16 protein-coding genes are annotated in these 21,816 nt (G+C 41.0%); 9 read left to right on the forward strand and 7 right to left on the reverse strand.

The window, feature by feature from the left end; all coding sequences use genetic code 11:
• The first annotated feature begins 3 nt into the window (after positions 1-3).
• From M2408_RS08360 to M2408_RS08385, 6 genes are all read left to right on the forward strand, one after another.
• Positions 4-1,287, forward strand: a complete 1,284-nt coding sequence (locus tag M2408_RS08360) for a glucose-1-phosphate adenylyltransferase (protein ID WP_120260874.1) — start codon at positions 4-6, stop codon at positions 1,285-1,287.
• A 63-nt stretch (positions 1,288-1,350) separates the two neighbouring features.
• A complete protein-coding gene (locus M2408_RS08365; RefSeq protein ID WP_259180762.1) occupies positions 1,351-2,106 on the forward strand; it encodes a hypothetical protein in 756 nt (251 codons plus the stop codon).
• Between the two features lies 1 nt (position 2,107).
• The gene (locus M2408_RS08370) at positions 2,108-2,890 is read left to right on the forward strand and encodes a zinc-dependent peptidase (protein ID WP_259180765.1); all 783 of its coding nucleotides are present in this window, start codon (positions 2,108-2,110) and stop codon (positions 2,888-2,890) included.
• Between the two features lie 74 nt (positions 2,891-2,964).
• Positions 2,965-4,746, forward strand: a complete 1,782-nt coding sequence (locus M2408_RS08375) for a DUF4091 domain-containing protein (RefSeq protein WP_259180767.1) — start codon at positions 2,965-2,967, stop codon at positions 4,744-4,746.
• 257 nt (positions 4,747-5,003) lie between these two features.
• Positions 5,004-6,737, forward strand: a complete 1,734-nt coding sequence (locus M2408_RS08380; RefSeq protein ID WP_259180770.1) for a thiamine pyrophosphate-dependent enzyme — start codon at positions 5,004-5,006, stop codon at positions 6,735-6,737.
• A 658-nt stretch (positions 6,738-7,395) separates the two neighbouring features.
• Positions 7,396-7,863: a hypothetical protein gene (locus M2408_RS08385; protein ID WP_259180772.1), complete on the forward strand. Its 468-nt coding sequence runs from the start codon at positions 7,396-7,398 to the stop codon at positions 7,861-7,863.
• On the opposite strand, the gene M2408_RS08390 is transcribed toward M2408_RS08385, so the two are convergent.
• A complete protein-coding gene (locus tag M2408_RS08390; RefSeq protein WP_259180774.1) occupies positions 7,843-8,238 on the reverse strand; it encodes a diacylglycerol kinase family protein in 396 nt (131 codons plus the stop codon). The two genes, M2408_RS08385 and M2408_RS08390, sit on opposite strands and share 21 nt — an antisense overlap.
• A 267-nt stretch (positions 8,239-8,505) precedes the next feature.
• On the opposite strand from M2408_RS08390, the gene M2408_RS08395 reads away from it, so the two are divergent.
• On the forward strand, positions 8,506-9,678 hold the full coding sequence (locus M2408_RS08395) for a MalY/PatB family protein (RefSeq protein WP_259180776.1): 1,173 nt from the start codon (positions 8,506-8,508) through the stop codon (positions 9,676-9,678).
• Positions 9,679-9,776: 98 nt separating this feature from the next.
• Here M2408_RS08395 and M2408_RS08400 read toward each other — a convergent pair whose 3' ends face one another.
• The gene (locus M2408_RS08400) at positions 9,777-11,939 is read right to left on the reverse strand and encodes a S46 family peptidase (RefSeq protein ID WP_259180778.1); all 2,163 of its coding nucleotides are present in this window, start codon (positions 11,937-11,939) and stop codon (positions 9,777-9,779) included.
• A gap of 227 nt (positions 11,940-12,166) precedes the next feature.
• Here M2408_RS08400 and M2408_RS08405 point away from each other — a divergent pair, with 227 nt between their 5' ends.
• Both M2408_RS08405 and M2408_RS08410 read left to right on the forward strand, forming a co-directional pair.
• Entirely contained in the window at positions 12,167-13,105 is a 939-nt protein-coding gene (locus M2408_RS08405; protein WP_259180781.1) for a hydrogen peroxide-inducible genes activator, read from the forward strand.
• A gap of 6 nt (positions 13,106-13,111) precedes the next feature.
• On the forward strand, positions 13,112-14,911 hold the full coding sequence (locus M2408_RS08410; RefSeq protein ID WP_120260884.1) for a chloride channel protein: 1,800 nt from the start codon (positions 13,112-13,114) through the stop codon (positions 14,909-14,911).
• Between the two features lie 139 nt (positions 14,912-15,050).
• Here M2408_RS08410 and M2408_RS08415 read toward each other — a convergent pair whose 3' ends face one another.
• From M2408_RS08415 to M2408_RS08435, 5 genes are all read right to left on the reverse strand, one after another.
• Positions 15,051-15,641, reverse strand: a complete 591-nt coding sequence (locus M2408_RS08415; RefSeq protein ID WP_259180785.1) for a riboflavin synthase — start codon at positions 15,639-15,641, stop codon at positions 15,051-15,053.
• 645 nt (positions 15,642-16,286) lie between these two features.
• Entirely contained in the window at positions 16,287-16,880 is a 594-nt protein-coding gene (locus M2408_RS08420; protein ID WP_259180787.1) for an RNA polymerase sigma factor, read from the reverse strand.
• A gap of 208 nt (positions 16,881-17,088) precedes the next feature.
• Positions 17,089-18,579 (reverse strand): arylsulfatase, encoded by a 1,491-nt coding sequence (locus M2408_RS08425; protein WP_259180788.1) that lies wholly within the window; start codon positions 18,577-18,579, stop codon positions 17,089-17,091.
• A complete protein-coding gene (locus tag M2408_RS08430) occupies positions 18,576-20,099 on the reverse strand; it encodes a sulfatase-like hydrolase/transferase (protein ID WP_259180790.1) in 1,524 nt (507 codons plus the stop codon). Before M2408_RS08430 ends, M2408_RS08425 begins: the two co-directional genes overlap by 4 nt.
• Positions 20,100-20,153: 54 nt before the next feature.
• Positions 20,154-21,809 (reverse strand): RagB/SusD family nutrient uptake outer membrane protein, encoded by a 1,656-nt coding sequence (locus tag M2408_RS08435; protein WP_259180792.1) that lies wholly within the window; start codon positions 21,807-21,809, stop codon positions 20,154-20,156.
• Positions 21,810-21,816: the final 7 nt, after the last annotated feature.

Below are 21,816 nucleotides of genomic sequence, written 5' to 3' on the forward strand. Positions count from 1 at the left end.
GATATGTCACATCACAATGTAGTAGCTATCGTCTTGGGCGGAGGAAGGGGCTCGCGTCTGTATCCGTTGACCGACCAACGGTCTAAACCAGCTGTTCCTATTGCAGGAAAATATCGCTTGGTTGATATCCCCATCTCGAATTGTCTCAATTCGGGATTCAATAAGATTTTTGTATTGACACAGTTCAATTCGTCCTCGTTGAATTCGCATATTAAGAATACGTACAACTTCAGTATTTTTAGTAAGGGTTTTGTCGATATTTTAGCGGCCGAACAGACTAATGATGGTGACAAATGGTTTGAAGGTACTGCAGATGCTGTGCGTAGATCGTTCAAGAAGCTGGCAAGCATAGATTACGATTATGTCTTAATCTTGTCGGGGGATCAGCTTTATCAGATGGATTTTGATGCACTGGTGGATTTTCACGTACAGAACGAAGGCGATTTGACGATTGCGACCATTCCTGTCAATGGCAAAGATGCAACAGGTTTTGGAATCCTTAAATCGGATGAGCACAATCACATCACATCGTTTATAGAGAAACCCAATAGCGAGCAGTTGGTGGACTGGAGTTCAGAAGTGAACGATCATTTGAAAGCCGAGGGTCGTGAGTACCTGGCTTCCATGGGGATTTATGTGTTCAGTAAAGGTGTTCTAAAGCGCCTGTTGGAGGAAAACAGCGGAATGGATTTTGGAAAGGAAATTATTCCGGATGCGATTGAAGATATCAACGTACTCAGCTATCAATATGAGGGCTATTGGACAGATATTGGAACAATAGGCTCATTTTATGAAGCCAATATTGGACTGACGGATAATATTCCAGCCTTTAATCTATTTGATAAAAATACGGTTTTTACGCGACCACGTATGCTGCCGCCATCTAAGATTTCGGGCACGACATTGATTAATTCGGTTATCTCCGATGGATGTATTATCCATGCCGATAAGGTCGACCGTTCGGTGATCGGTGTACGTTCACGTATTGGTATTGGTTCTGTCGTAAGGGGAACCTATATGATGGGATCAGATTATTACGAGGATTTCTCGGATATGGATGAAGCAAAAAGAAAAAATATGCCTATTGTGGGTGTGGGTGAACGCTGTTATATTGAAAATGCAATTCTGGATAAAAACTGTCGTATTGGAAATGATGTTCGCATCAATGGTGGCCCTCATTTGTTGAACGCCAACCATCAGACTTATACCGTTTGTGATGGTATTGTTGTGATCAAAAAAAATGCGGTTATCCCGAGTGGAACGACAATCGGGCTCGCGACAGTATAAATTTATTAAACAAGGGAGATAATATATTGTTATAATTGCATGTTATTGTAATAAATAAATGCTTTGAAACAGATTATCTCCCTTCTTTTTGTATTGATCACACTTGTCGCCTGTGATACCTCCTTAATGGTGCAGAGTACAGGTGTATTGCGGGATGCTTCACGAAAATTTGAGCTCCATAATGGTGACCGTCGTATTATTTATATCCCGATGCGGCATTTAGGGACACGTGTATATTATGATCAGGTACAGGCTGCGGTAGATTCGCTCCAAAAATCAGGCTATGTTGTCTTTTATGAAAGCATCGCCTATCAGGTAGATAGCGCCGTACAACGTGATCTATATGACCGTAAGTTCAGAAAATTGACTGGTAACCGTCTCGGTCTGCAGCAGTGTATTGAAACTCCTGGAGATACCTCACGCGTGTTGAGAGCACCTTTGTACCGTAAATTGGGCCAACGTATTATCAGTCAGCCGGATTATTCTTTTTTTCTGGTCGACTATGGAACCGCAGTTAATGCCGATATTCCTAAAAATAAATTGTTGGATGATTTTGAGTATCGCTATGGCACCATACAGCTGGATGCCTGCGATTACGATACTCCACTAAGTGCGCCCTATAGTTGTAAACCCATCAAAACAGCGCTCAAGAATAAGTTTGACAAAGAATTTGTTATGCAACAACGGGAGGAAAATTTAGCTTCTCTTGTGGCTGACGCTCCGCAGCAGAAAATTTTAATCTTATTTGGCACATCTCATTTTAAAGGCTTTTTGCGTAATTTGCAAGCCAGAGATCCCCATTGGATTAAGATAAAATAATATGTTAGGAAAGATTTTTATTATACTGCTCGTACCAGTAACCATCTATGTTGTCTATTACCTGTTAAATCGTACCGCGAAAAATAATAAGGCTATCAAACGAGTCTTGAGTGATGAGGGGAAGGATATCCTGGAAAAGGAGGTCGCTTATTATCGCCGTCTCTCTATTGCGGATAAGCAGGAATTTGAGTCACGCTGCCTTGCATTTTTGGATACCGTCAAGATAGAGGGAGTGGGCGTTACGTTGGAGCTGAAAGATTATATGCTGATCGCAGCCAGTGCAATTATTCCGATCTTTGCTTTTAAAAAATGGACCTATCCAAACTTAACCAATATTATGGTCTATCCCTCACATTTCAATGCAGACTATCAATTTGAAGGTCATGCAGACCGGAATATCATGGGAATGGTTGGAGAAGGTGCCATGAATGGCCAGATGATTTTATCTAAATCGGCATTGGAATATGGTTTTCAAAATGCAAGTGATGGCCAGAATACGGCTATCCACGAATTTGTGCATCTTATTGATAAAACAGATGGTACTGTAGACGGTGTGCCAAGTTATTTATTGGATAAGGCGGCTGTGATTCCGTTTATGAATCTGATACGGGAGGAAATCAACAAAATAAAACAGCATCAATCGGATATTGATACCTATGGTATGACCAATCCGGCTGAATTTTTTGCTGTCGCATCTGAATATTTTTTTGAAAATCCAACGAAATTCCAAAAAAACCATCCAGCACTTTATACTGCACTTTCTGAAATTTTTGAGCAAAGTTAAGTGGAGATAAATAAAATTTTAGTATTTTTAAAGCAAACAGAAAATGTTTGCTTTTTTTGTTAATTACAACTGTTATGCCTAAAACTACTATTTATTCTACTATTGCATTCGCATGTCTATTATTTTGCGGCAATAATCAAGGTTTTTCTCAGGGACGTTATGCTGTGGGAACGACTTTTACTGAAATGGCGGACCCATCAAGGGATACGCTTTCCGATTGGTCAAATGTTAAACCTGGTGTGCACGCATCGTTTGTGTCGATCGATAAACGTTTTCCAAAATCTTTAAATCCCAACATCGCTATCCAGCCCAATAACAAGGTGGATGCCTGGAAAGGGGAGCAGGTATCTGCGCAGATACTCCTGTGGACTAGTTCAGCAGCCTCTGATGTTGTTGTTTCGACTGCTGAGTTAAAATCAACTACCGGCAAATCTATTTCTGCTGAAGCGTTACAAGCACGATTTGTTCGCTATGTAATGACAGATGAATTTGCAGAGGGATGTGGTTATCGTAAACCTGAAGACTTTAAGGCCGCACTTTCTGCAGATATGTTGGATGATCTCAAAAGCTATAATCTCGAAGCAAAGCGCGTCCGTCCAGTATGGATTACGGTAAAAGTGCCTGCTGGAGCAGCGGCAGGCCAATATAAGACAGTCATTGCTGTTAAACAAAAAGGTAAGGTGATACAGAATTTGGATCTGACTGTTAATGTTCTAGATCAAGTATTACCGCCAGCTTCACAATGGTCATTCCATTTGGATCAGTGGCAACATCCATCAGCCGTAGCACGTGTCAACAATGTTAAGATGTGGAGTGATGAGCATTTTGAAGCTTTGAAGCCAACAATGAAGCAGTTGGCTGCTGCAGGGCAGAAAGTCATCACGGCGACGTTGAATAAGGATGCCTGGAATGTACAGACCTATGATCCCTATGCCGATATGATCACCTGGAAGAAAACAAAAGACGGATCCTGGAGTTATAATTATGCGGTATTTGACAAGTGGGTGCAATTTATGATGGACTTGGGAATTAACAAACAGATCAATTGTTATTCATTATTGCCATGGAATAATGAAGTGCATTATTTTGATGAAGCAAAAAATGAACTGGTCAATGTTGTCGCAAAACCCGGAACGCCAGTATTTGAGGAGCTATGGACACCTTTCTTAAAGGATTTTAGTAAACATGTCAGCGCCAAAGGTTGGTTGAAAATTACCAATATCGCGATGGATGAGCGAGCACAGGAGCAGATGGATCCAGCAGTAGAACTTTTGGAACGTGTGGTACCCGAATTTGGGATTGCTTTTGCAGACAACCATAAAAGTTATAAGCGTTATCAAAAAAGTACCGATATCAGTGTTGCTGTAGGCGACCCTTTCGATCAAAATGATTTAATTGAAAGACGTAAAAAAGGGTATATTACTACATTTTATGTTTGCTGTTCAGATGAGTTTCCGAACCAATTTACATTTTCTGATCCGGCAGAATCGACCTATATGGGGTGGTACGCACTCGCTGCGGGATTTGATGGCGCGCTACGTTGGGCCTTTAATTCCTGGGTAGCCAATCCGCTGCAGGATTCACGATTCCGTACATGGCCTGCTGGAGACACTTATATTGTTTATCCGCAAGGTCGTAGCTCGATTCGTTATGAGCGTATGTTGGAAGGTATTCAGGATTATACTAAAGTGAATATACTGAAAGAAAAGTTAGAAAAATCTAATGACCAAACAAATTTGGCAAAACTTAACGCGAAAATTGCCAAACTAAAAAAATCTAGACGTTATGCCGCCTGGAATGATGATCTCAATGATGCTAAAGCGTTTGTAAGCGAATTATCTAGCAAGATCAAATAATCTATCTTCATATAGTTAAATAAACAGGCTGCTCCTCGATACGATGGGAGCAGCCTGTTTATTTAATAAAGTCTTTCTTTCAGATCATCGATCGATATCTTGATCACTGTTCCAAAAACTGTGGATCAATCTACATGTACTTTCCGTTCAATAGCTGAATACCCAAAACCATTGTTACGCAATATTGTTGTTATAGAGAAGCGATAGCGTAATCAATATATCATCACGTTATCAAAATCTTAAATCATCATATGGGTATGAAAAATGTAGCACACCAGATCGTTGGTATTTTAAAAGATGCGGGAATAAAACGTATTTATGCCGTAACGGGAGATAGTTTGAATTTTTTCAATGAGGCAGTTCATGAGGATGGAACCATGCAATGGATACATGTTAGGCATGAGGAGGTCGGTGCATTTGCGGCGACCGCCGAAGCGGACCTGCATGGGATCGCCTGCTGTGCTGGGAGTAGTGGGCCAGGCCATGTTCACCTGATCAATGGCGTTTATGAGGCACATAAGACACGTGTTCCGATGCTGGTGATTGCGTCAACCTGTGCCACTTATGAGTTTGGTACAGATTATTTCCAGGAGACTAATCCGATTAAATTATTTGACGACTGCTCGTGTTATAATCAGATGATTACCCGGCCAGAGCAGGTGCAACGTATGGTTCAGAATGCATTACAGCAGGCAATTTCAAAACGGGATGTCGCTGTTATCGGTCTGCCGGGGGATGTTTCCGAAATGGAAGCCGTCCATATGAACACTTCGGCAAAGGTATTCTTTACTCAGCCGCAGATCAGACCCTCAGAGCTTGAAATTGGGCGTTTGGCACAATATATCAATCAGGCGGATAAAGTGACTTTATTCTGTGGTGTAGGTGCCCGGAATGCGCAGAAACAAATTGTTGAACTCTCCGAGAAAATTCATGCCCCCGTGGGGTATTCATTTAAAGCTAAATTGGATATTCAACGCGATAATCCAAATGAAATCGGCATGACGGGGCTTTTGGGGACGGCATCGGCCTTTCAGAGTATGCACCATTCGGATCTGATCCTGCTTTTGGGAACTGATTTTCCGTACAAGGATTTTATACCCACTAATAAAACGATTGTTCAGATCGATATCGAGGGCGAGAAACTCGGTCGACGGTCGATCGTAGACTATGGCTTGGTGGGAGATATTGAGCATACATTGAAAGCTGTTCTACCCTTTGTGGAGGCAAGAACTGATGCAAGTTTTCTTGAAAAACAATTGGCGGCCTACGAGAAAGTAAAAGAAGATCTGATGATCTATGTCGAAGATTCGGGTAGTGAATGTGCTATTCAACCGGAATTTGTGGCCCATACGATTGACCAAAAGGCGAGCGATGATGCTATTTTTTTAGTGGATACAGGCATGTCCTGTGTATGGGGAGCACGGTATATCAATCAGCGACGAGATCGCAAAATGCTCGGCTCATTTAATCATGGATCTATGGCAAATGCAATGCCGATGGCGATTGGAGCTGCATTGACACATCCCGAAAGACAGATTATAGCCTTCTGTGGTGATGGTGGCCTTTCGATGTTACTGGGGGACCTGGCTACAATAAAACAGTATAATTTGCCGATCAAATTGATTGTGTTTAATAACCGTTCACTCGGAATGGTCAAATTGGAAATGCAGGTTGCTGGTTTAAAAGATCAGGAGACCAATATGGTCAATCCAGATTTTGCGATGGTGGCACAGGCAATGGGAATCCGTGCTTTTACGGTGACGCAACCAGAAGAAGTCGACGGTATCTTGGATGAAGCATTTAGTATAACTGACGAGCCTGTACTTATAGATATCTATACCAGCCCCAACGCGTTAGCCATGCCGCCCAAAATATCATTTAGCCAAATGAAAGGAATGACCGAAAGTATGACTAAATTGATGCTATCGGGTAACTTTGAGGAAGTATGGGGCACCATCAAGTCAAATTATAAGCACTTGAAATCGCTCTAATACGCGTATACAACTTGTAGATCTATTCTAAAAAAGCCTCTCCAATATAAAATAGTTGGGGAGGCTTTTTGTCTAGGAAAAAATAGGGTATTCGGACTATTGATTGAATTAAGTGAATTACTGATCAACACTGGCGTTGAACGAACCAAAGGCTCTTCAATAACTCCTCTTTACAGCGTCGAAGTTTTTCTATTTTCGATTCCGAAGAAATAGAAACATTCTCTTTAACAATAATAGCCAAATCTGTTTCAATGGATAATTTAGTGAGGGATGTACACCCACTATCAAATTTCTTAAAGCTTACATCTTTCATACTAATATTGGTTAAGATTTTCTGAATTTTATAATGTACAATTTACTAATAAAAATTAGCTTTACAATAAGCTATGAATAATTTTATTGTTACTAAATTGTTTATTTTTAATCTTTTATCGGACTGTAACTTATAAACAATATTGCTGCAATTTTTGTTTTCTGAATTCCAAAATATTAAATGTTAGTTATTTAAAACAAAATGTTGTTTTGATTGCTATTGATATTAATAAACAGGGAAGGCGGAATCTATTGTTCATAAGCTCCGATTAGCCCGTCAATAAATTCCCGTTGGCGCTGATTTTTTCAGTTGCTGTCACGTATTTAAGAAGAAATAATTATTCACATGAAAATAATCAATATTGGATTGTCACTACTGATTTTTGCTACCGCTTGTCAGCAAAAGGACAAAAAGAAAGATGACCAGGCACAAATGGGATCGGATACCACAAGTTTTGCAGCAGCAATTGCTGAAAATGGAACCTATCAATACCTCAAAAATGGTGATACAATTTCGTTAATAATTGCCATTGATGGTGATAAAGTGCATGGTGACCTCAACTATAACTGGAAAGAAAAAGACCGAAATGTTGGACATATTGATGGTATTCTGAAAGACGGTATCTTGTTGGCGGACTATACCTTTGCTTCCGAAGGACAGCAATCCGTTCGGCAGGTTGCTTTTAAATTTTCCAAAAACCAGGCTGTTGAAGGCTTTGGGGATATGGAGGAAAAAGGAGGGAAGATGTCTTTTGTTGCGTCCGATAAATTGGTTTATGATGAAAAATTTGCCCTAGAAAAGCTGAGCCAGTGAGCACCATAAAAGGAGCTTTGGGATAAATATAATCAGTCCAATCAGCAGCGCTGTTATACTGCTCAGCATGACCGCTGCGGCAGCAACGTCTTTGATCCTTTTGATGTTGGGATTTTTTTCTTGGCAGATAAAATCAGCGAGATGTTCTAATGCCGTGTTCAGCAATTCACTGACAAGAACAAAACCAATGGAAAAAATAATGGCTAGCCACTCATAAGGGCTTATTCGGAGGAGGTACGATAGTACGATTGCTAAAACTGCGGCAATGAGATGTATCCTGAAATTGTGCTCTTCTTGCCAAACGATTTTTAACCCGTTAAAGGCATAGCTAAAACTTCGGATTCTGTCTTTCCATGAAAAGTTGCTTCGGGCCATAGTCAATCTGCTATATTTTATGTAAATATAACCTTTCCCTTCGTTTTTTGACTGGCCTTAATTTTTGTTTAGGCCAGAACCCTTATTGTAACCTGTCATCCTTATTGTGAACTGTACTTTAACAAATGGCGATTATCTCAAATAGCTGCTACTCTGATAGAGCCCAGGGGGCAGCGGATTTTAGTCTGGATTTTATCTCCATTTTTGTCGTTGATTTTTCACTAAAGTATTATTGGAAATGCGTAGTATTTTTGAGTAAATTGCTTTATGATCTACAATTTTGATAAAATAATCGACCGTAGGGGGACTGATTCGGTAAAATGGAATCAACAGGACTATGCCGATTTAATTCCACTCTGGGTTGCTGATATGGATTTCCCTGCATCCAAAGAGATTATCGACGCGTTGACCACACGTGTTCAACATGGTATTTATGGCTATGCAAAAGTGCCAGATGCTTTTTATGAGGCGGTATCAGATTGGTCTAAACGTAAACACGGTTTTCATTTGCAGCGCGAGTGGATACTTCCGGTTTTAGGTGTGGTGCCGGCCTTGTCAGCAATTGTTGCAGCATTAACAGAAACGGGGGATAAAGTATTGATCCAGGAACCTGTATACCATTGTTTTTTTTCATCGATCGAACGTAATGGCTGCGAGGTGGTTTCCAACGACCTATTGTATAAAGATGGGCAATATGCAATTGATTTTGTAGATTTTGAAACTAAGGCGAGTGATCCGAGGGTAAAGCTCTTTATCCTCTGCAGCCCACATAACCCTGCGGGTCGGGTTTGGACAAAAGCCGAGCTGGAACGTTTGGGGGAGATCTGTCTAAAGTACAATGTTCTTGTTATTTCGGATGAAATCCATTGTGATTTAGTCTTTGAAGGACATCAGCATATTCCTTTTGGAATAATTAATTCCGCCTTTTTAGCCAATACGATTACTTGCATTGCGCCAAGCAAAACCTTTAATCTTGCAGGATTGCAAGTCGCTGCGGTCATCGTTGCCAATCCGATCTTAAATAGGAAAGTGCAGGATGCCTTTCTTGTCAATGAGATTGCGAGTATCAGTCCTTTTGCGATCACGGGTTTAATAGCGGCCTATCAACAGGGGGAGGATTGGTTACAACAAGCGCTAGCCTATATTCATAATAATTATATTTATTTAAAAAACTATATGGCAGAGCATCTGCCGACCTTAAAAATTATTCCGCTTGAGGGCACTTATTTGGTTTGGGTAGACTGTACAGCGTTCAAGATTTCCAGCCGAAAGCTAGGACAAATACTATTGAAAGAGGCTCATCTGCAGGTCAATGTTGGTGCCATGTACGGTAAGGGAAGTGATTCTTTTATCCGTTTGAATATCGCCTGTTCAAGGTCTATTTTACAGGAGGGGTTAGCAAGGTTGAAGCTGGTCTTGCTGAATTTGCCAGAAGAATAACAAATTATTTAAGGTTTATTGGTTTACACCAATAAAAAAAACACCCGAACGGTTTTGTTCAGGTGTTTTTTTTATGTATAAAACGCTTTTGGTAGCGATTAGATACCCATTTCCTTTAAAATAAAATGAGCATTATCAATCTTATCCGCAACCCAAAGTACATAACGGATATCCACACCGATGGAGCGGCTATAACTTTCATTCCATGCAAAATCGTTGATTGTAGCATCATAGGCACGGTCAAAGTTTACACCGATCAACTCGCCATTTGCATTCATGATCGGCGAACCTGAGTTACCTCCTGTGGTGTCCATATCATACAATATATTGACAGGAACTGAGCCCAGGTCTTTCTTTAAGTAAGGACCAAAGTTTTTATTGAGATACGCGGTCTTGATTTCCTGTGGATAGTCGAAATCGGCTAGACCAAGATTCCCCTTCTGAATAATACCTTCAATGGTTGTAAATGGTTTCATATAAGTAGCGTCAGCGGGAGCATAGCCTTTGATATGTCCATAAGTCAAACGCAAGGTGGAATTAGCATCTGGAATAAAGTTTTTGGCCTGAGAGATTTCCTTGACAGCGACATAGTCACCCATCAGCTTATTCAACACACCTTCACGTCTTTTCTGCTCAGCGGCGAAGATGACAATATCATTTTCCAGCTCATTTTGAAAACTCAATAGTTTATCGTCAAATTGGTTTAACGCGTTTGCATTCGCCAAAACGGTATTTAAAATATAATTTTGATCCGCCAATTTACTGCCATTGATGAGCTGTGTAGCATAGGTATTGGCAGTTTCGCCAATCAATTGGAGTTTCTGGATAGATTCAAGCTGATTTTTACCTTGGAAAGCAGCTGCATCGGCAAGCATCTTACCGAAAATACGTTGGTCTGCCTGTTTGTTGTAGCTTTCGTACGTTTCCTGAATACTTTTTTTGAGCTGTTCGACATTATAGTCGAATAACTGTTTTGCCGCATGTGAAGAGCGCTCTTTACCCATTGCAACTTTTAAGGTATTGAGATCGCGGGCAACTTTCAGCAAACTGGTACTGTTATAAATATTGTTAATCCAAAGCTCTTTCAAGGCATCTTGATCACTGACCTGATAGTAAGCGGCAATATCGTTTAATAGATTGCCATATTTGCCTTTAAGTTCGGGTTTACTCAAGATAAACGCTGCTAGCGCCTCATCTTCCTGTTTTTTGGTCGACAGGAGATCTATGCCGTGCAAACCTTTGAGCTTGCCACGGTAATTTTTAAGCACATTGGCGTTGCGTTTGATCCGTGTCGCCAAAGAGAGTGCAATATCCGTATTGTCTTTCCCAGCTTCCTCCATTTGTTTGTTCTGGAAATCATACAAATTGGAAACATAGGGCAATAAATAGTCTTGTTGGTATTTAATATACTGCGCCGGACGATGTCTGAATGTTTTTCCTGGATAACCCAGAATAAAGGTGAAATCATTTTCTTTTACACCATTTGGATTGACTTTCAGGTGCTTTTTTGGTTGGTAGGGCACATTATCTTTTGAATAAGGAGCTGATTTTCCATCTTTTCCCACATAGGCCCGAAGGAATGAATAGTCGCCCGTGTGACGTGGCCATACCCAGTTGTCAGTCTCGCCGCCAAATTCACCGATATTTTGGCGTGGAATATAGACAAGACGCACATCTTCGATTGTTTTGTAGCGAAATAGGACATAGCTTTTACCAATGAACATTTCGGACACTTCAGCCTTGATCGTTGGGTCTTCTTTTTCAGCCTGTTTAACAAGTTCTTCCTGTTTTCTTTTAATGGTATTGATACGCTCGACAGGGTCGCTGATATTGGCTACGGCATTTAATATTTTAACAGATACATCTTCGTATGAATCTGTAATTCTGATCTTTAATCCTTTTGCTTCAATCTCCTGTTCCTGATTTTGTGCGACAAAGCCATTTTTAAGATAATTGTTGATGGCGGTACTGGCCAACTGAACTGCGGAAAATGCACAGTGATGGTTGGTAATGATCAAACCACGGTTGGAAACAAATGATCCTGTACATCCACTGACTTGAACCAGGGCGTCCACTAATCCAACTTGGCCGGGATTGTAGATATCCTTCTCACTGATCTTTAATCCGGCTTTCTTTAAACCCGCTCTATTTAAATCGCTCAATGGGTACATCCCTTCATCTGGGTTCGCATTTGCGTATGGGATGTTCGTTGCGGATAATAATAGTGCTAGTGCAATTGTCGTATGATGTATAAACTTCATGGGATTCTTAAATATCAACTGTTATAAATCTCCAAATTTAAGAAAAGCTTTTTGATGAATTAGACTTTTCGATCAACAATTGTCATAATAGCCAGTCAATTCTCGCTTTTTGGCAAGGTATTTATTGTATAATATGATCGGGGAAGCAATGGTCGAGCCTTAAAATATTGTGTATTTGCCATCGTTTTACAGGAGTATTCGTAATTTTGCGCTTTAAAGATTTTAACATGACCTTAATCCAATTGGAATATATCATTGCTGTTGATACCTATCGTAGTTTTGTTGCCGCAGCCGAAAAGTGTTTTGTGACACAGCCGACCTTAAGTATGCAGATCCAGAAACTGGAAGAGTCTTTGGGGGCTAAAATCTTTGACCGGAGCCGTCAGCCTGTTGTGCCTACTGAAATTGGAGAGAAGATTATTCTTCAGGCAAGATCGGTACTGATTGAAAGCCGTAAGATCAATGAAATTGTACAGGACAAGAAGGGGGAAATCGAGGGAACGCTAAAAATCGGTGTTATCCCAACAATCGCGCCCTACTTATTGCCTAAGGTGTTGACAACGTTTATGGAGAAATATCCAAAACTGCAATTGCAGATCTGGGAATATACCACCGAACGTATTGTTCATGAGTTGAAGGTTGGGCTTTTGGATTGCGGTGTACTATCTACCCCCTTAAATGATCAGGGAATACTGGAGTCTCCTCTGTTTTATGAAAATTTTGTCGCTTATATATCTGAAAATAGTCCTTTGTTTTCCAAGAAAGTGCTGAGTGGTGATGATATTGCCGATGATAAACTCTGGTTGCTCAATGAAGGACATTGTATGCGTGGACAGGTACTTAATATTTGTCATCATAAGCATAATCAAGATCTTTCCGGACGTTTTGAGTATAATACCGGTAGTGTTGAAACACTCAAAAGAATGGTGGATATCAATGATGGTATCACAATCTTGCCGGAGCTTTCGATTTCAGATTATGTGGATGAGCAGTTGGATAAGATCCGTTATTTCAAATCACCGGAACCAGTCCGCGAAATATCGTTGGTCACGACACAAAATTATGTCAAACGACATGCAATTCAGGCATTGGAAAAGGAAATATTAGCGGTTGTACCCGATAAATTTAAAACAAAAAAGAAAAAGGAAGTGTTGAGCTTTCAATAAGAAGACATGGCAAATCTCAGTGTACGTTTTTTTAAGAAGATAGATCAGATCAATCAATGGCGAATGAAAAAAGTTTCGAACAGAAACTTTATTATTCTCCTGGCGTTTTTAGTTGGAATTGTTGGTGGTCTGATGGCGTCTGTATTAAAAAGACTAACGCATTTTATTGCGGCGACGATCCAGGATGATATTGATTGGAAGGTTAAATATTCGGTTTATTTGATTTTCCCGTTGATCGGGATCTTACTGAGTGTGTTTTTTGTTAGGAAATTTCTGAAAGGAAAGAAGATGGAGCATGGTATCACCCCGATTATCTATGCCATCAGCCGAAAGGGAAGCCGATTGGACCCGAGTAATATCTATTCGCAGGTCGTCACTTCGGCGATTACGGTTGGATTTGGAGGTTCCTGTGGATTGGAGGCTCCGGTGGCATTGGGGGGATCGTCGATAGGTTCCAATATTGCCCGTTTTTTTGGTCTGCAATATAAAGAAGTCACCATGCTTTTGGCCTGTGGCGCGGCAGCAGGAATTTCGGGCGCATTTAATAGCCCTTTGGCGGGAATGATCTTTGCGATTGAGATATTGCTTCCGGAATTCTCCATTCCGGTCTTTATTCCACTTTTGATTTCTTCGGCCCTGGCGTCCGTTGTATCGCGGCTTTTGTACAGTGAACCGCTATTTAGTACGTTCAATTCGGATTGGCAGGTTTCTGCCTTGTTATTTTATTTGTTATTGGCGGTATTGATTGGACTGTATACCATCTATTTTGCCCGTGTGTCCAGTTCAGTAGGAAAATGGTTTGCTAAAATAAAGAATCCCTATAACAAAGTATGGGTAAGCGGAATATCCTTAGGGATTATGATTTTCGTATTTCCAGCACTTTATGGTGAAGGGTATATTACGATCCAGCAGATTCTCAATGGACAATTTAACTCAATTGTAAAAAACAGCTTGTTTTCTGATTATAAAGATATGGGATTGGTGGTGTTGGGTTATACCATTTTGACCTTATTTGGTAAATCTTTTGCTGCACTATTTACGTTGAATGGAGGCGGAAACGGCGGGGTATTTGGACCGAGTCTGGTGATGGGCGGTCTATTGGGCTTTGCCTTTTCTTATGGGGTCAATCTGACCGGAATTGCGGAGCTTAACGTCCCAAATTTTGTAGTTGCCGGTATGGCAGGTGCGTTGAGTGGTATTATGCATGCACCGTTGACGGGTATCTTCTTAATTGCAGAAGTCACTGGAGGTTATACCTTAATGGTACCCCTGATGTTGGTCTGTTCACTTTCCTATTTGATTAACCGCGCGGTATTGAAGCATTCGATCTATACAAAAGTATTAGCCGAGTCAGGCGATCTCATTTCTTACGAAGATAAGGACCGTTCTGTCTTGAGCATGATGCGGATTAAGTATGTTCTGGAAACCAATTTTGTGATTTTGAGACCCGATGAAACGCCAAAAAGTAGGCAGTCGGATATTATCCACAGTAAACGTAATATCTTTCCGGTGGTGAGTTATGAAGGTAAATTTATAGGGCTTCTCTATAGCGAATTTTTATTTTCGGTGCTGTTAGGAGAGGTCGAAGGGGGAGAGACTCCATTTGAAAAATTGGCACAGAAACCAAACGATACAGTAGGGATCAACGAGAACATGGAAATTGTAATGGCCAAGATGAACAAAGATGACACTTGGATATTACCGGTACTTGGGGATGAAAATAAATATATGGGCTTTGTGTCCAAGTCCAGCGTTTTTAATAAATATCGCGCATTACTTATCCGTCAGGGACATTATCTAGAGTAAACGGATCAGGATTGGTGTAAACATAATCTGAAGTAACATCATGTTCTCGGATAGATGGTTGGTGGGAAATCGTTTATTGATCAGATACTTACATGGACTTAAAGGTGGTAAAATCCATGTAAGTATAGTTTAGGCTGAATTAGCCACGCATGGCCATAATTTTTGTTACGTATTTTCCAATAATATCAAATTCAAGGTTGATTGTCGTGCCTACTTCAACCTGTTGAAGATTGGTATGTTCGAGTGTATAAGGAATGATTGCGACAGAAAACCGGTCATCGCGAGAATCCACCACTGTCAGACTAATACCATTAACGGTAATGGATCCTTTTTCTACTGTAATATTCTGTTTGGAAGGATCGTATTGAAAAGTAAAAATAAAACTACCATTTTCATCGGTTTTCTGTATGCAGGTTGCGGTCTGATCGACATGTCCTTGGACAATATGCCCATCAAATCTTCCACCAGCTAAGGTACAGCGTTCGATATTAACCAGGTCTCCAACTTTCAATTGTGCTAGATTCGTTTTTTGTAAGGTCTCATCAATCGCTGTTACTTTGTGCACCTGATCATCCAGCCCAACAACGGTCAGACATACCCCATTGTGGCTTACGCTCTGATCTATTTTAAATTCATTCGAGATCGGGGAGCTCACATAAAAATGAATGTTGCTTTTTTCATGTTCAATATGCTCGATTTTTCCTAAAGTTTCTATGATTCCGGTAAACATGCACTAAAATTTTTGATTCAATCAAAGTTACTAAATAATCGAAGGAAACATGGTTTTTGCTAACAAAATCGACGCATGAATGACAGAATAATTTATGGTAAATATAATTCATGGAAGGGATAAATACTGTGATAGAATCTGCTTTGATATAGTATGCTAAAAAAAGAGCTTTTGAAAATAGCAAAAAGATTGTGTGTATATAGTACACTTACTATTCCTTTTGTCGTAGCTATGCCAAAACAAATTTATGGGAGTTGAAAAAAAATATTACAAAATTTTTGTTTATATCATTTGAAGCATTATCTTTGTCATAGGTTTAGGTTGATTGCCTCTTACAAAGAGGTATTTATAAAAGCTTAGCAGGTCGCCCGACCAAATGCTAAGCTTTTTTTATTTTATGATAATATGCTGTTTTACAGTTGATTATATTGTAATTTGGCCCAATCATTTCTTTTTCTGAATTGTCTAATTTTTATTTGATTCGTGTTTTTTAATTAGGGTATCGATGAGCTAGCTACCCGCTGTCTATTGGCTAGAGCGAATACTTAGTCGATTTTCGTAGCTGTTGCTGCTTGTGGAAGTATGAAAACATTATTTTTTCGGTATAGCAATACGATATGCTGTTATCGGAATAGATTGATTTTTTTAGCTTTTGAAAATATGTAAAGCGGACATTGAGATTAGCAGAAGGTATTCGAAATTTTTGGATCTGAAGCGTTCTTTTAAAGCGAGGAGTGCCTTAGAACGCGCATAATAGACATTTGATGGGGTAGTATCTAGTATCTTGCAGATTTCTTCAGTATCTAAATCCTCCAAAAAACTCATTTTACATATTTTAGCCTGCTGTTTTGGTAGTTTATCGATTTCAGCCAGTAATAACTCCGTTAGCTCTGTCCTAAATATTTTTTTTAGAATATCGTCCTCGGGTATAGATAAATTCTGAAGGATGTCCAATTCTTCGGTCTGCATTTTAAATCGGGCCGATCTTTTCATATCAATACAGGCATTCTTTGTCGCGATATACAAAAATGCTTTGAGGCTATCGTAATTGTCCACTTTCTGTCTGTGATTCCAGAGCTTGACAAAGATATCCGACACAATTTCTTCAGCATCGGTTTTGCTGCGTAGATAGGAAAAGGCAAAATAACGTAGCGCATGGCCAAAATGGTCCATGAAAAAGCACAATGCGCTTTCATTCCCCTCTTTTAATGCGTTAATATGCGACTCTAGTTGAAGCATGTTTGGTTATCAATATTTTTCTTTCATTGCCCTAAGATGGACATAATGACCGATATCATGGCCTTTGTTGTTGTTCAATAGGATATTTACGGGCAGCCTCCCAACATAGATACTAACAACGAAGTTACATAAAAAAACTTGGGTTGTCATGCTTTCAAGCATGACAACCCAAGTTTTTTAACGGAGAATAAATGAGATCCGGAGAAATTTATTTTTTTACCAGCTTACTGTCTATGATTTCCCATTCTTTTATGTGTGCAGGACGGTGTTCAGTGCGGATAATTTCATCAAAATGACGGAGCAATTCGGGATGTTTGTTTGCAATATCCTTTTGCTCCCAGGGATCCGTTTCTAGATCATACAATTGCCATTTTGCCTTTGGATTATTTTTTAAATCCAGTTTAATTGCTTTCCATTGTCCCTCACGTATGGCTACCTGACCACCTTTTTCGGGGTATTCAAAGTAAAGGTATTGGTGTTTTTTCTGGTTCTTTTGTCCCAACCAGGTTGGCAGCAGGGACAGTCCATTGGTCTTACCGGGATCCTGTTGGACCAACTGTCCAAAGGTAGCCATCAGGTCATATTGTGCTGAGATGACAGCTGTCTCGGTGTTTGCTTTGATTGTTTTGGGCCAGCGGACGATCAGTGGAACTTTTATTCCCCCTTCAAACACATCCATTTTTAACCCTCTGAGTGAATCAACGCTCTTAAAAAAGCGATAGTCTATGCCACCATTGAAACCCGTGCCATTGTCGCTAGAGAACAGAATAATGGTATTGTTATCCAGACCTAGGGATTTAATATGTTCCATGATCAGGCCCACTTGATCATCCAGATAAGTGATCATGCCTGCATAGGTAGCTCTTGGATAAGGAGTGGCCGTGTAGCCATCCTGCCCATAGTAAGGATGGTCATGGAAAAGATCTTTATACCGATCCACATATTTCTGGGGTACCTGTAACGAAAGATGAGGTAGGGTGTACGGAAGATAGAGAAAGAAAGGGCTGTTTCGGTTCTTATCAATAAATGCCAATGCCTTTTCCGTCATAATTTCAGGGGCATATTGTTTGCCACTGAATTGCTCAAAATCTTTGGCTGTTGCTTTAGTGGAGTCGAGTGGAATATGCACAAACTTTTCTTTGTTTTGGAGTGGATATTTTTGCTCGTTTTCCCAGAGATGGCTTGGATAGTAATTGTGGGCCTGCTTTTGGTCGAGGTAACCAAAGAAGTAGTCAAATCCCTGTTTGTTGGGACTTCCGGTTGTGTTTTGCATGCCTAGACCCCATTTTCCGATGGCCCCAGTATGATAACCTGCTTTTTTAAATAGGTGAGCCATGGTATAGGTCCCCTCGGGTAAGGGCATTTGTCCACCTTCCAGGCTATCGGCAAACCCGCCCAATTCATAATTGCCCCGGATATAGGACTGACCACCATGTTTACCTGTCAGTAACATGCAGCGCGCTGGGGCACAGACTGGTGTACTGGTATAATGGTTGATAAAACGAAGTCCCTCTTGCGCCAACTTTTGCAGGTTGGGGGTTTTGATCAGCTGTTGTCCGTAAGGTTCTGTCTCAGCATAGCCCAAGTCATCCGCATAAAAAAAGATGATATTGGGCAGCTTTTTAGCTGCTTGTTTTTGTTGTGCAAAAAGCATCCCCCATCCCAGTAGGATGAGGGTAAGACCTATTCCTTTTTTCATTTTTTCCGTTCTCCTTCCAACAACTGTTTCAACTCATTCACTTTTTCAGGATATTTAGCAGCAACGTTGTTTTTTTCTCCGATATCATTTTTGAGGTCGTACAATTGATCTTCGGGAAGATTTCCTGTTTCTGTATCCGTCAATTTCATATAGGCGGTACCGTTGCTTGGCGCAATATATTTCCAATCGTCTTTGACAATAGCCAAGGTTTGTGCATGTTGGATCATGGTGCTACGTCCTTTGGGGTCTTCGCCGGTTAAGGTTTTCAATAAGGCCTTGCTATCTTTTGCTTCATCAGCTTTTAATTTTACACCTACAAGCTGCGCACTTGTTGCCAACAGATCCATTTGACTGATCAATGCATTGGATACCTTACCTTTGGCCACCCCTTGTCCGCTGACGATAAAAGGTACACGTGTCCCTCCCTCAAAGATACTATATTTACCACCTCTGAGCGGTCCTGCGGGCTGATGTCCATTAAGCTGGGCAACAGCACCATCTACATAGCCATCATCCAATACCGGACCGTTGTCGCTACTGAAAATGATAATGGTGTTCTTATCCATGCCGAGTAGCTGCAATTGCTGTTGAATCTGTCCGACTGTCCAATCCAATTGAAGAATAGCATCTCCGCGGTAACCGAGCTTACTTTTACCTCTGAATTGTGTGGCGGGCATACGTGGTACGTGGGGTTCCGTTAAACAGAAGTAGAGGAAGAATGGCTTATCCTGATGTTGTGAAATGAAATCTTGTGCTTTATGTAGAAAGGTTGTGGAAACTTCTTCGTCTACCCAGCGTGCACGTGTGCCGCCGCTCATGTAGCCAATCCGTCCGATGCCATTGACAATCGTCTGGTTGTGCCCTTGGCCGGGAGAGGATTGCATTTTGAGCAATTCGGGATGCTCTTTGCCCGTAGGGTCATTGCCTATTTTTTTCTCGTAATCGACAAGGATGGGATCGTTTGCTTCAGCGGCGACAACCCGATCATTTTCTAAGAAAACGGTCGGAACACGATCGGCAGTTGCAGGGAAGATAAACGAGTAATCAAAACCAACATCGTTAGGCCCGGGTTTGATGGCTGCATTCCAGTCTTTTTTGACCTCGCTGCCAAGTCCCATATGCCATTTACCGACAATTGCTGTAGCGTAGCCTGCATTTTTGAATACTTTGGGCAATGTGATTTTGTCTGTCGGTACAATCAGCTTGGCATCTCCGGGCAGGATACCTGTACCCGTCTGGCGCCATGGATAGGTACCTGTCATCAAAGCAAAGCGAGATGGGGTACAGGTTGCGGAGGTACTATGTGCATTGGTGAAGCGCGTACCGCTGTGCGCCAATTTATCCAAGTTTGGGGTTTCAATCTGTTGGGCTCCATAGCTGCTCAAATCACCAAAACCAAGATCATCCGCATAGATATAGATAACGTTCGGTTTATTCAGTTTTTGTGCAAATGAAGTCAGGGGAAGTGTCATCGCCAGACTCGAAGAAAGTAGGATCGTAAGAGATAGGGTCTTTTTCATATTGTGCAAATACGTTGATAGGGTGCCGTCTTTTTGTTGACGACACCCAATATACTATTTTAAATTTGGATTGATATCAATTTCACTTTGGGGAATTGGCCAGTGATTATCCTGGCCTGCTCTGAAGGACTTTTTGGTTACATACCAGCGACTATAACTGTCTCTGCTACTACCTGCTTTCACGCGGATATTTTTGGCATCGGGAAATGCGGCGCCATAGAAATCACCATTTAAAACATCTTTTGCTGTATCCCAACGCAAAAGATCCCAATAGCGGATACCTTCTAAGGCTAGTTCCACACGTCTTTCATTGCGCAATGCCGCCCGGACTATAGTCGCGTTTGCGACAGCGATAGGAGGCATATTGACACTGCTACGTCGGCGGACTGCATTGATGGTTTTATCCAGTAGCTCAGCTGTCAGGGGATCACCATTTTCGAGTTTGGCTTCAAGGTAGCTCAATAGTACCTCAGCATAGCGAATAATAGGAAGATCTGTTCCGGAATTCTGTAAATTGCCGCTAAAATTTTCAGCGTTAAATTTACGAAGACCATAACCCGTGCGTGTTGCTTGCTTGGTGGTTGTGAGCTGGTCAATGGACAGGGTTGAGTCTGGATGCGAGGTATACCGGAGATTTTTGAAACGGTCCCCGTTGCTGATGACCGTAAATCCTAATCTCGGATCCCGATTTTGGGTGATATTCTGTGAATTATATCTGGGATCAGTATAGGAAAAGGCTGTTCCATCCGTAAAGGTATAGCTCTCCACTAAGCTTCCCAATGGACAATGGAGATGCCAGCCACCAGCTATTGCTGGAAAATTATGTTGAAACATACCATTTCCGGCAAGGTCTACAAGATATTGTGTGGCAAAAATGATTTCTTTGCTGGATTCATTACTGCCATCAAAAAGACTTGTATAGTTGGGATCAATACTATTTTCATTGGCATTGATGATATTTTCGTAGGTCTTAATTGCTGCAGCGTAAGATTTTTCGGCTAATTGTAGACGCCCCAGAAATGCATAAGCGGCTTGTTTCGTCGCGCGACCCCGTTCTGCTGCAGGTAATTTACCATAGCTTGGAAGGTCATTTGCGGCTTCCTGCAACTCACGTTCGACAAAGGCAACCAATTCCTGCTTCTTATTTTTGATGACATGATTGGCTTCGTCGGGTGTTAATGTTTTGGTCACCAATGGGGCATCTCCCCAATACTGTGATAGGTAGAAGTATTGGCAAGCGCGAATAAAACGTGCTTCAGCCTTAAAGCGGGCCAAAAGCTCAGGTGAAACAGGCGTTTTGTCCACATTCTCTAAAAAGAAATTTGCACGGGCAATCCGTTTGTAGGAGAGCGTCCAATAGTTGGACAATATACCAATATTACTGGTGAGTGTACCATCGGACAATTTATTGAATGCTGAATTATCTCCGCGTCGGTCATAGGCGTTGTCGGAGGCAAACTCTAGGTAGAGCAAACCATGGTAGGACCACCAGTCTGAGGGACTAAACTCGGCTAAACTATTCATTTGGATTTCGCCTTTGTAAAGGCCTGTGATTGCAAGTCGTGCATTAGTCTCGCTGCTCCAGAATGTGTCATTAGCAAATTTATCCAGCGGATTTGTATCCAATTGTTTTTTGCAGCTCATGGTTAGACTGGAAGCTAAAAATATACAAAGGACCAGTTTTATATTTTTATAGGTTATACGTTTCATGTTATGG

Source organism: Sphingobacterium sp. BIGb0165, from assembly GCF_024810095.1.
GTDB lineage: Bacteria > Bacteroidota > Bacteroidia > Sphingobacteriales > Sphingobacteriaceae > Sphingobacterium > Sphingobacterium detergens.

Coding starts and splice junctions, on each gene's coding strand:
- M2408_RS08385 (WP_259180772.1), top strand. CDS start 7,396: ATGAAAATAATCAATATTGGATTGTCACTACTGATTTTTGCTACCGCT.
- M2408_RS08390 (WP_259180774.1), bottom strand. CDS start 8,238: ATGGCCCGAAGCAACTTTTCATGGAAAGACAGAATCCGAAGTTTTAGC.
- M2408_RS08405 (WP_259180781.1), top strand. CDS start 12,167: ATGACCTTAATCCAATTGGAATATATCATTGCTGTTGATACCTATCGT.
- M2408_RS08420 (WP_259180787.1), bottom strand. CDS start 16,880: ATGCTTCAACTAGAGTCGCATATTAACGCATTAAAAGAGGGGAATGAA.
- M2408_RS08430 (WP_259180790.1), bottom strand. CDS start 20,099: ATGAAAAAGACCCTATCTCTTACGATCCTACTTTCTTCGAGTCTGGCG.
- M2408_RS08435 (WP_259180792.1), bottom strand. CDS start 21,809: ATGAAACGTATAACCTATAAAAATATAAAACTGGTCCTTTGTATATTT.
- M2408_RS08395 (WP_259180776.1), top strand. CDS start 8,506: ATGATCTACAATTTTGATAAAATAATCGACCGTAGGGGGACTGATTCG.
- M2408_RS08375 (WP_259180767.1), top strand. CDS start 2,965: ATGCCTAAAACTACTATTTATTCTACTATTGCATTCGCATGTCTATTA.
- M2408_RS08415 (WP_259180785.1), bottom strand. CDS start 15,641: ATGTTTACCGGAATCATAGAAACTTTAGGAAAAATCGAGCATATTGAA.
- M2408_RS08370 (WP_259180765.1), top strand. CDS start 2,108: ATGTTAGGAAAGATTTTTATTATACTGCTCGTACCAGTAACCATCTAT.
- M2408_RS08360 (WP_120260874.1), top strand. CDS start 4: ATGTCACATCACAATGTAGTAGCTATCGTCTTGGGCGGAGGAAGGGGC.
- M2408_RS08380 (WP_259180770.1), top strand. CDS start 5,004: ATGAAAAATGTAGCACACCAGATCGTTGGTATTTTAAAAGATGCGGGA.
- M2408_RS08410 (WP_120260884.1), top strand. CDS start 13,112: ATGGCAAATCTCAGTGTACGTTTTTTTAAGAAGATAGATCAGATCAAT.
- M2408_RS08400 (WP_259180778.1), bottom strand. CDS start 11,939: ATGAAGTTTATACATCATACGACAATTGCACTAGCACTATTATTATCC.
- M2408_RS08425 (WP_259180788.1), bottom strand. CDS start 18,579: ATGAAAAAAGGAATAGGTCTTACCCTCATCCTACTGGGATGGGGGATG.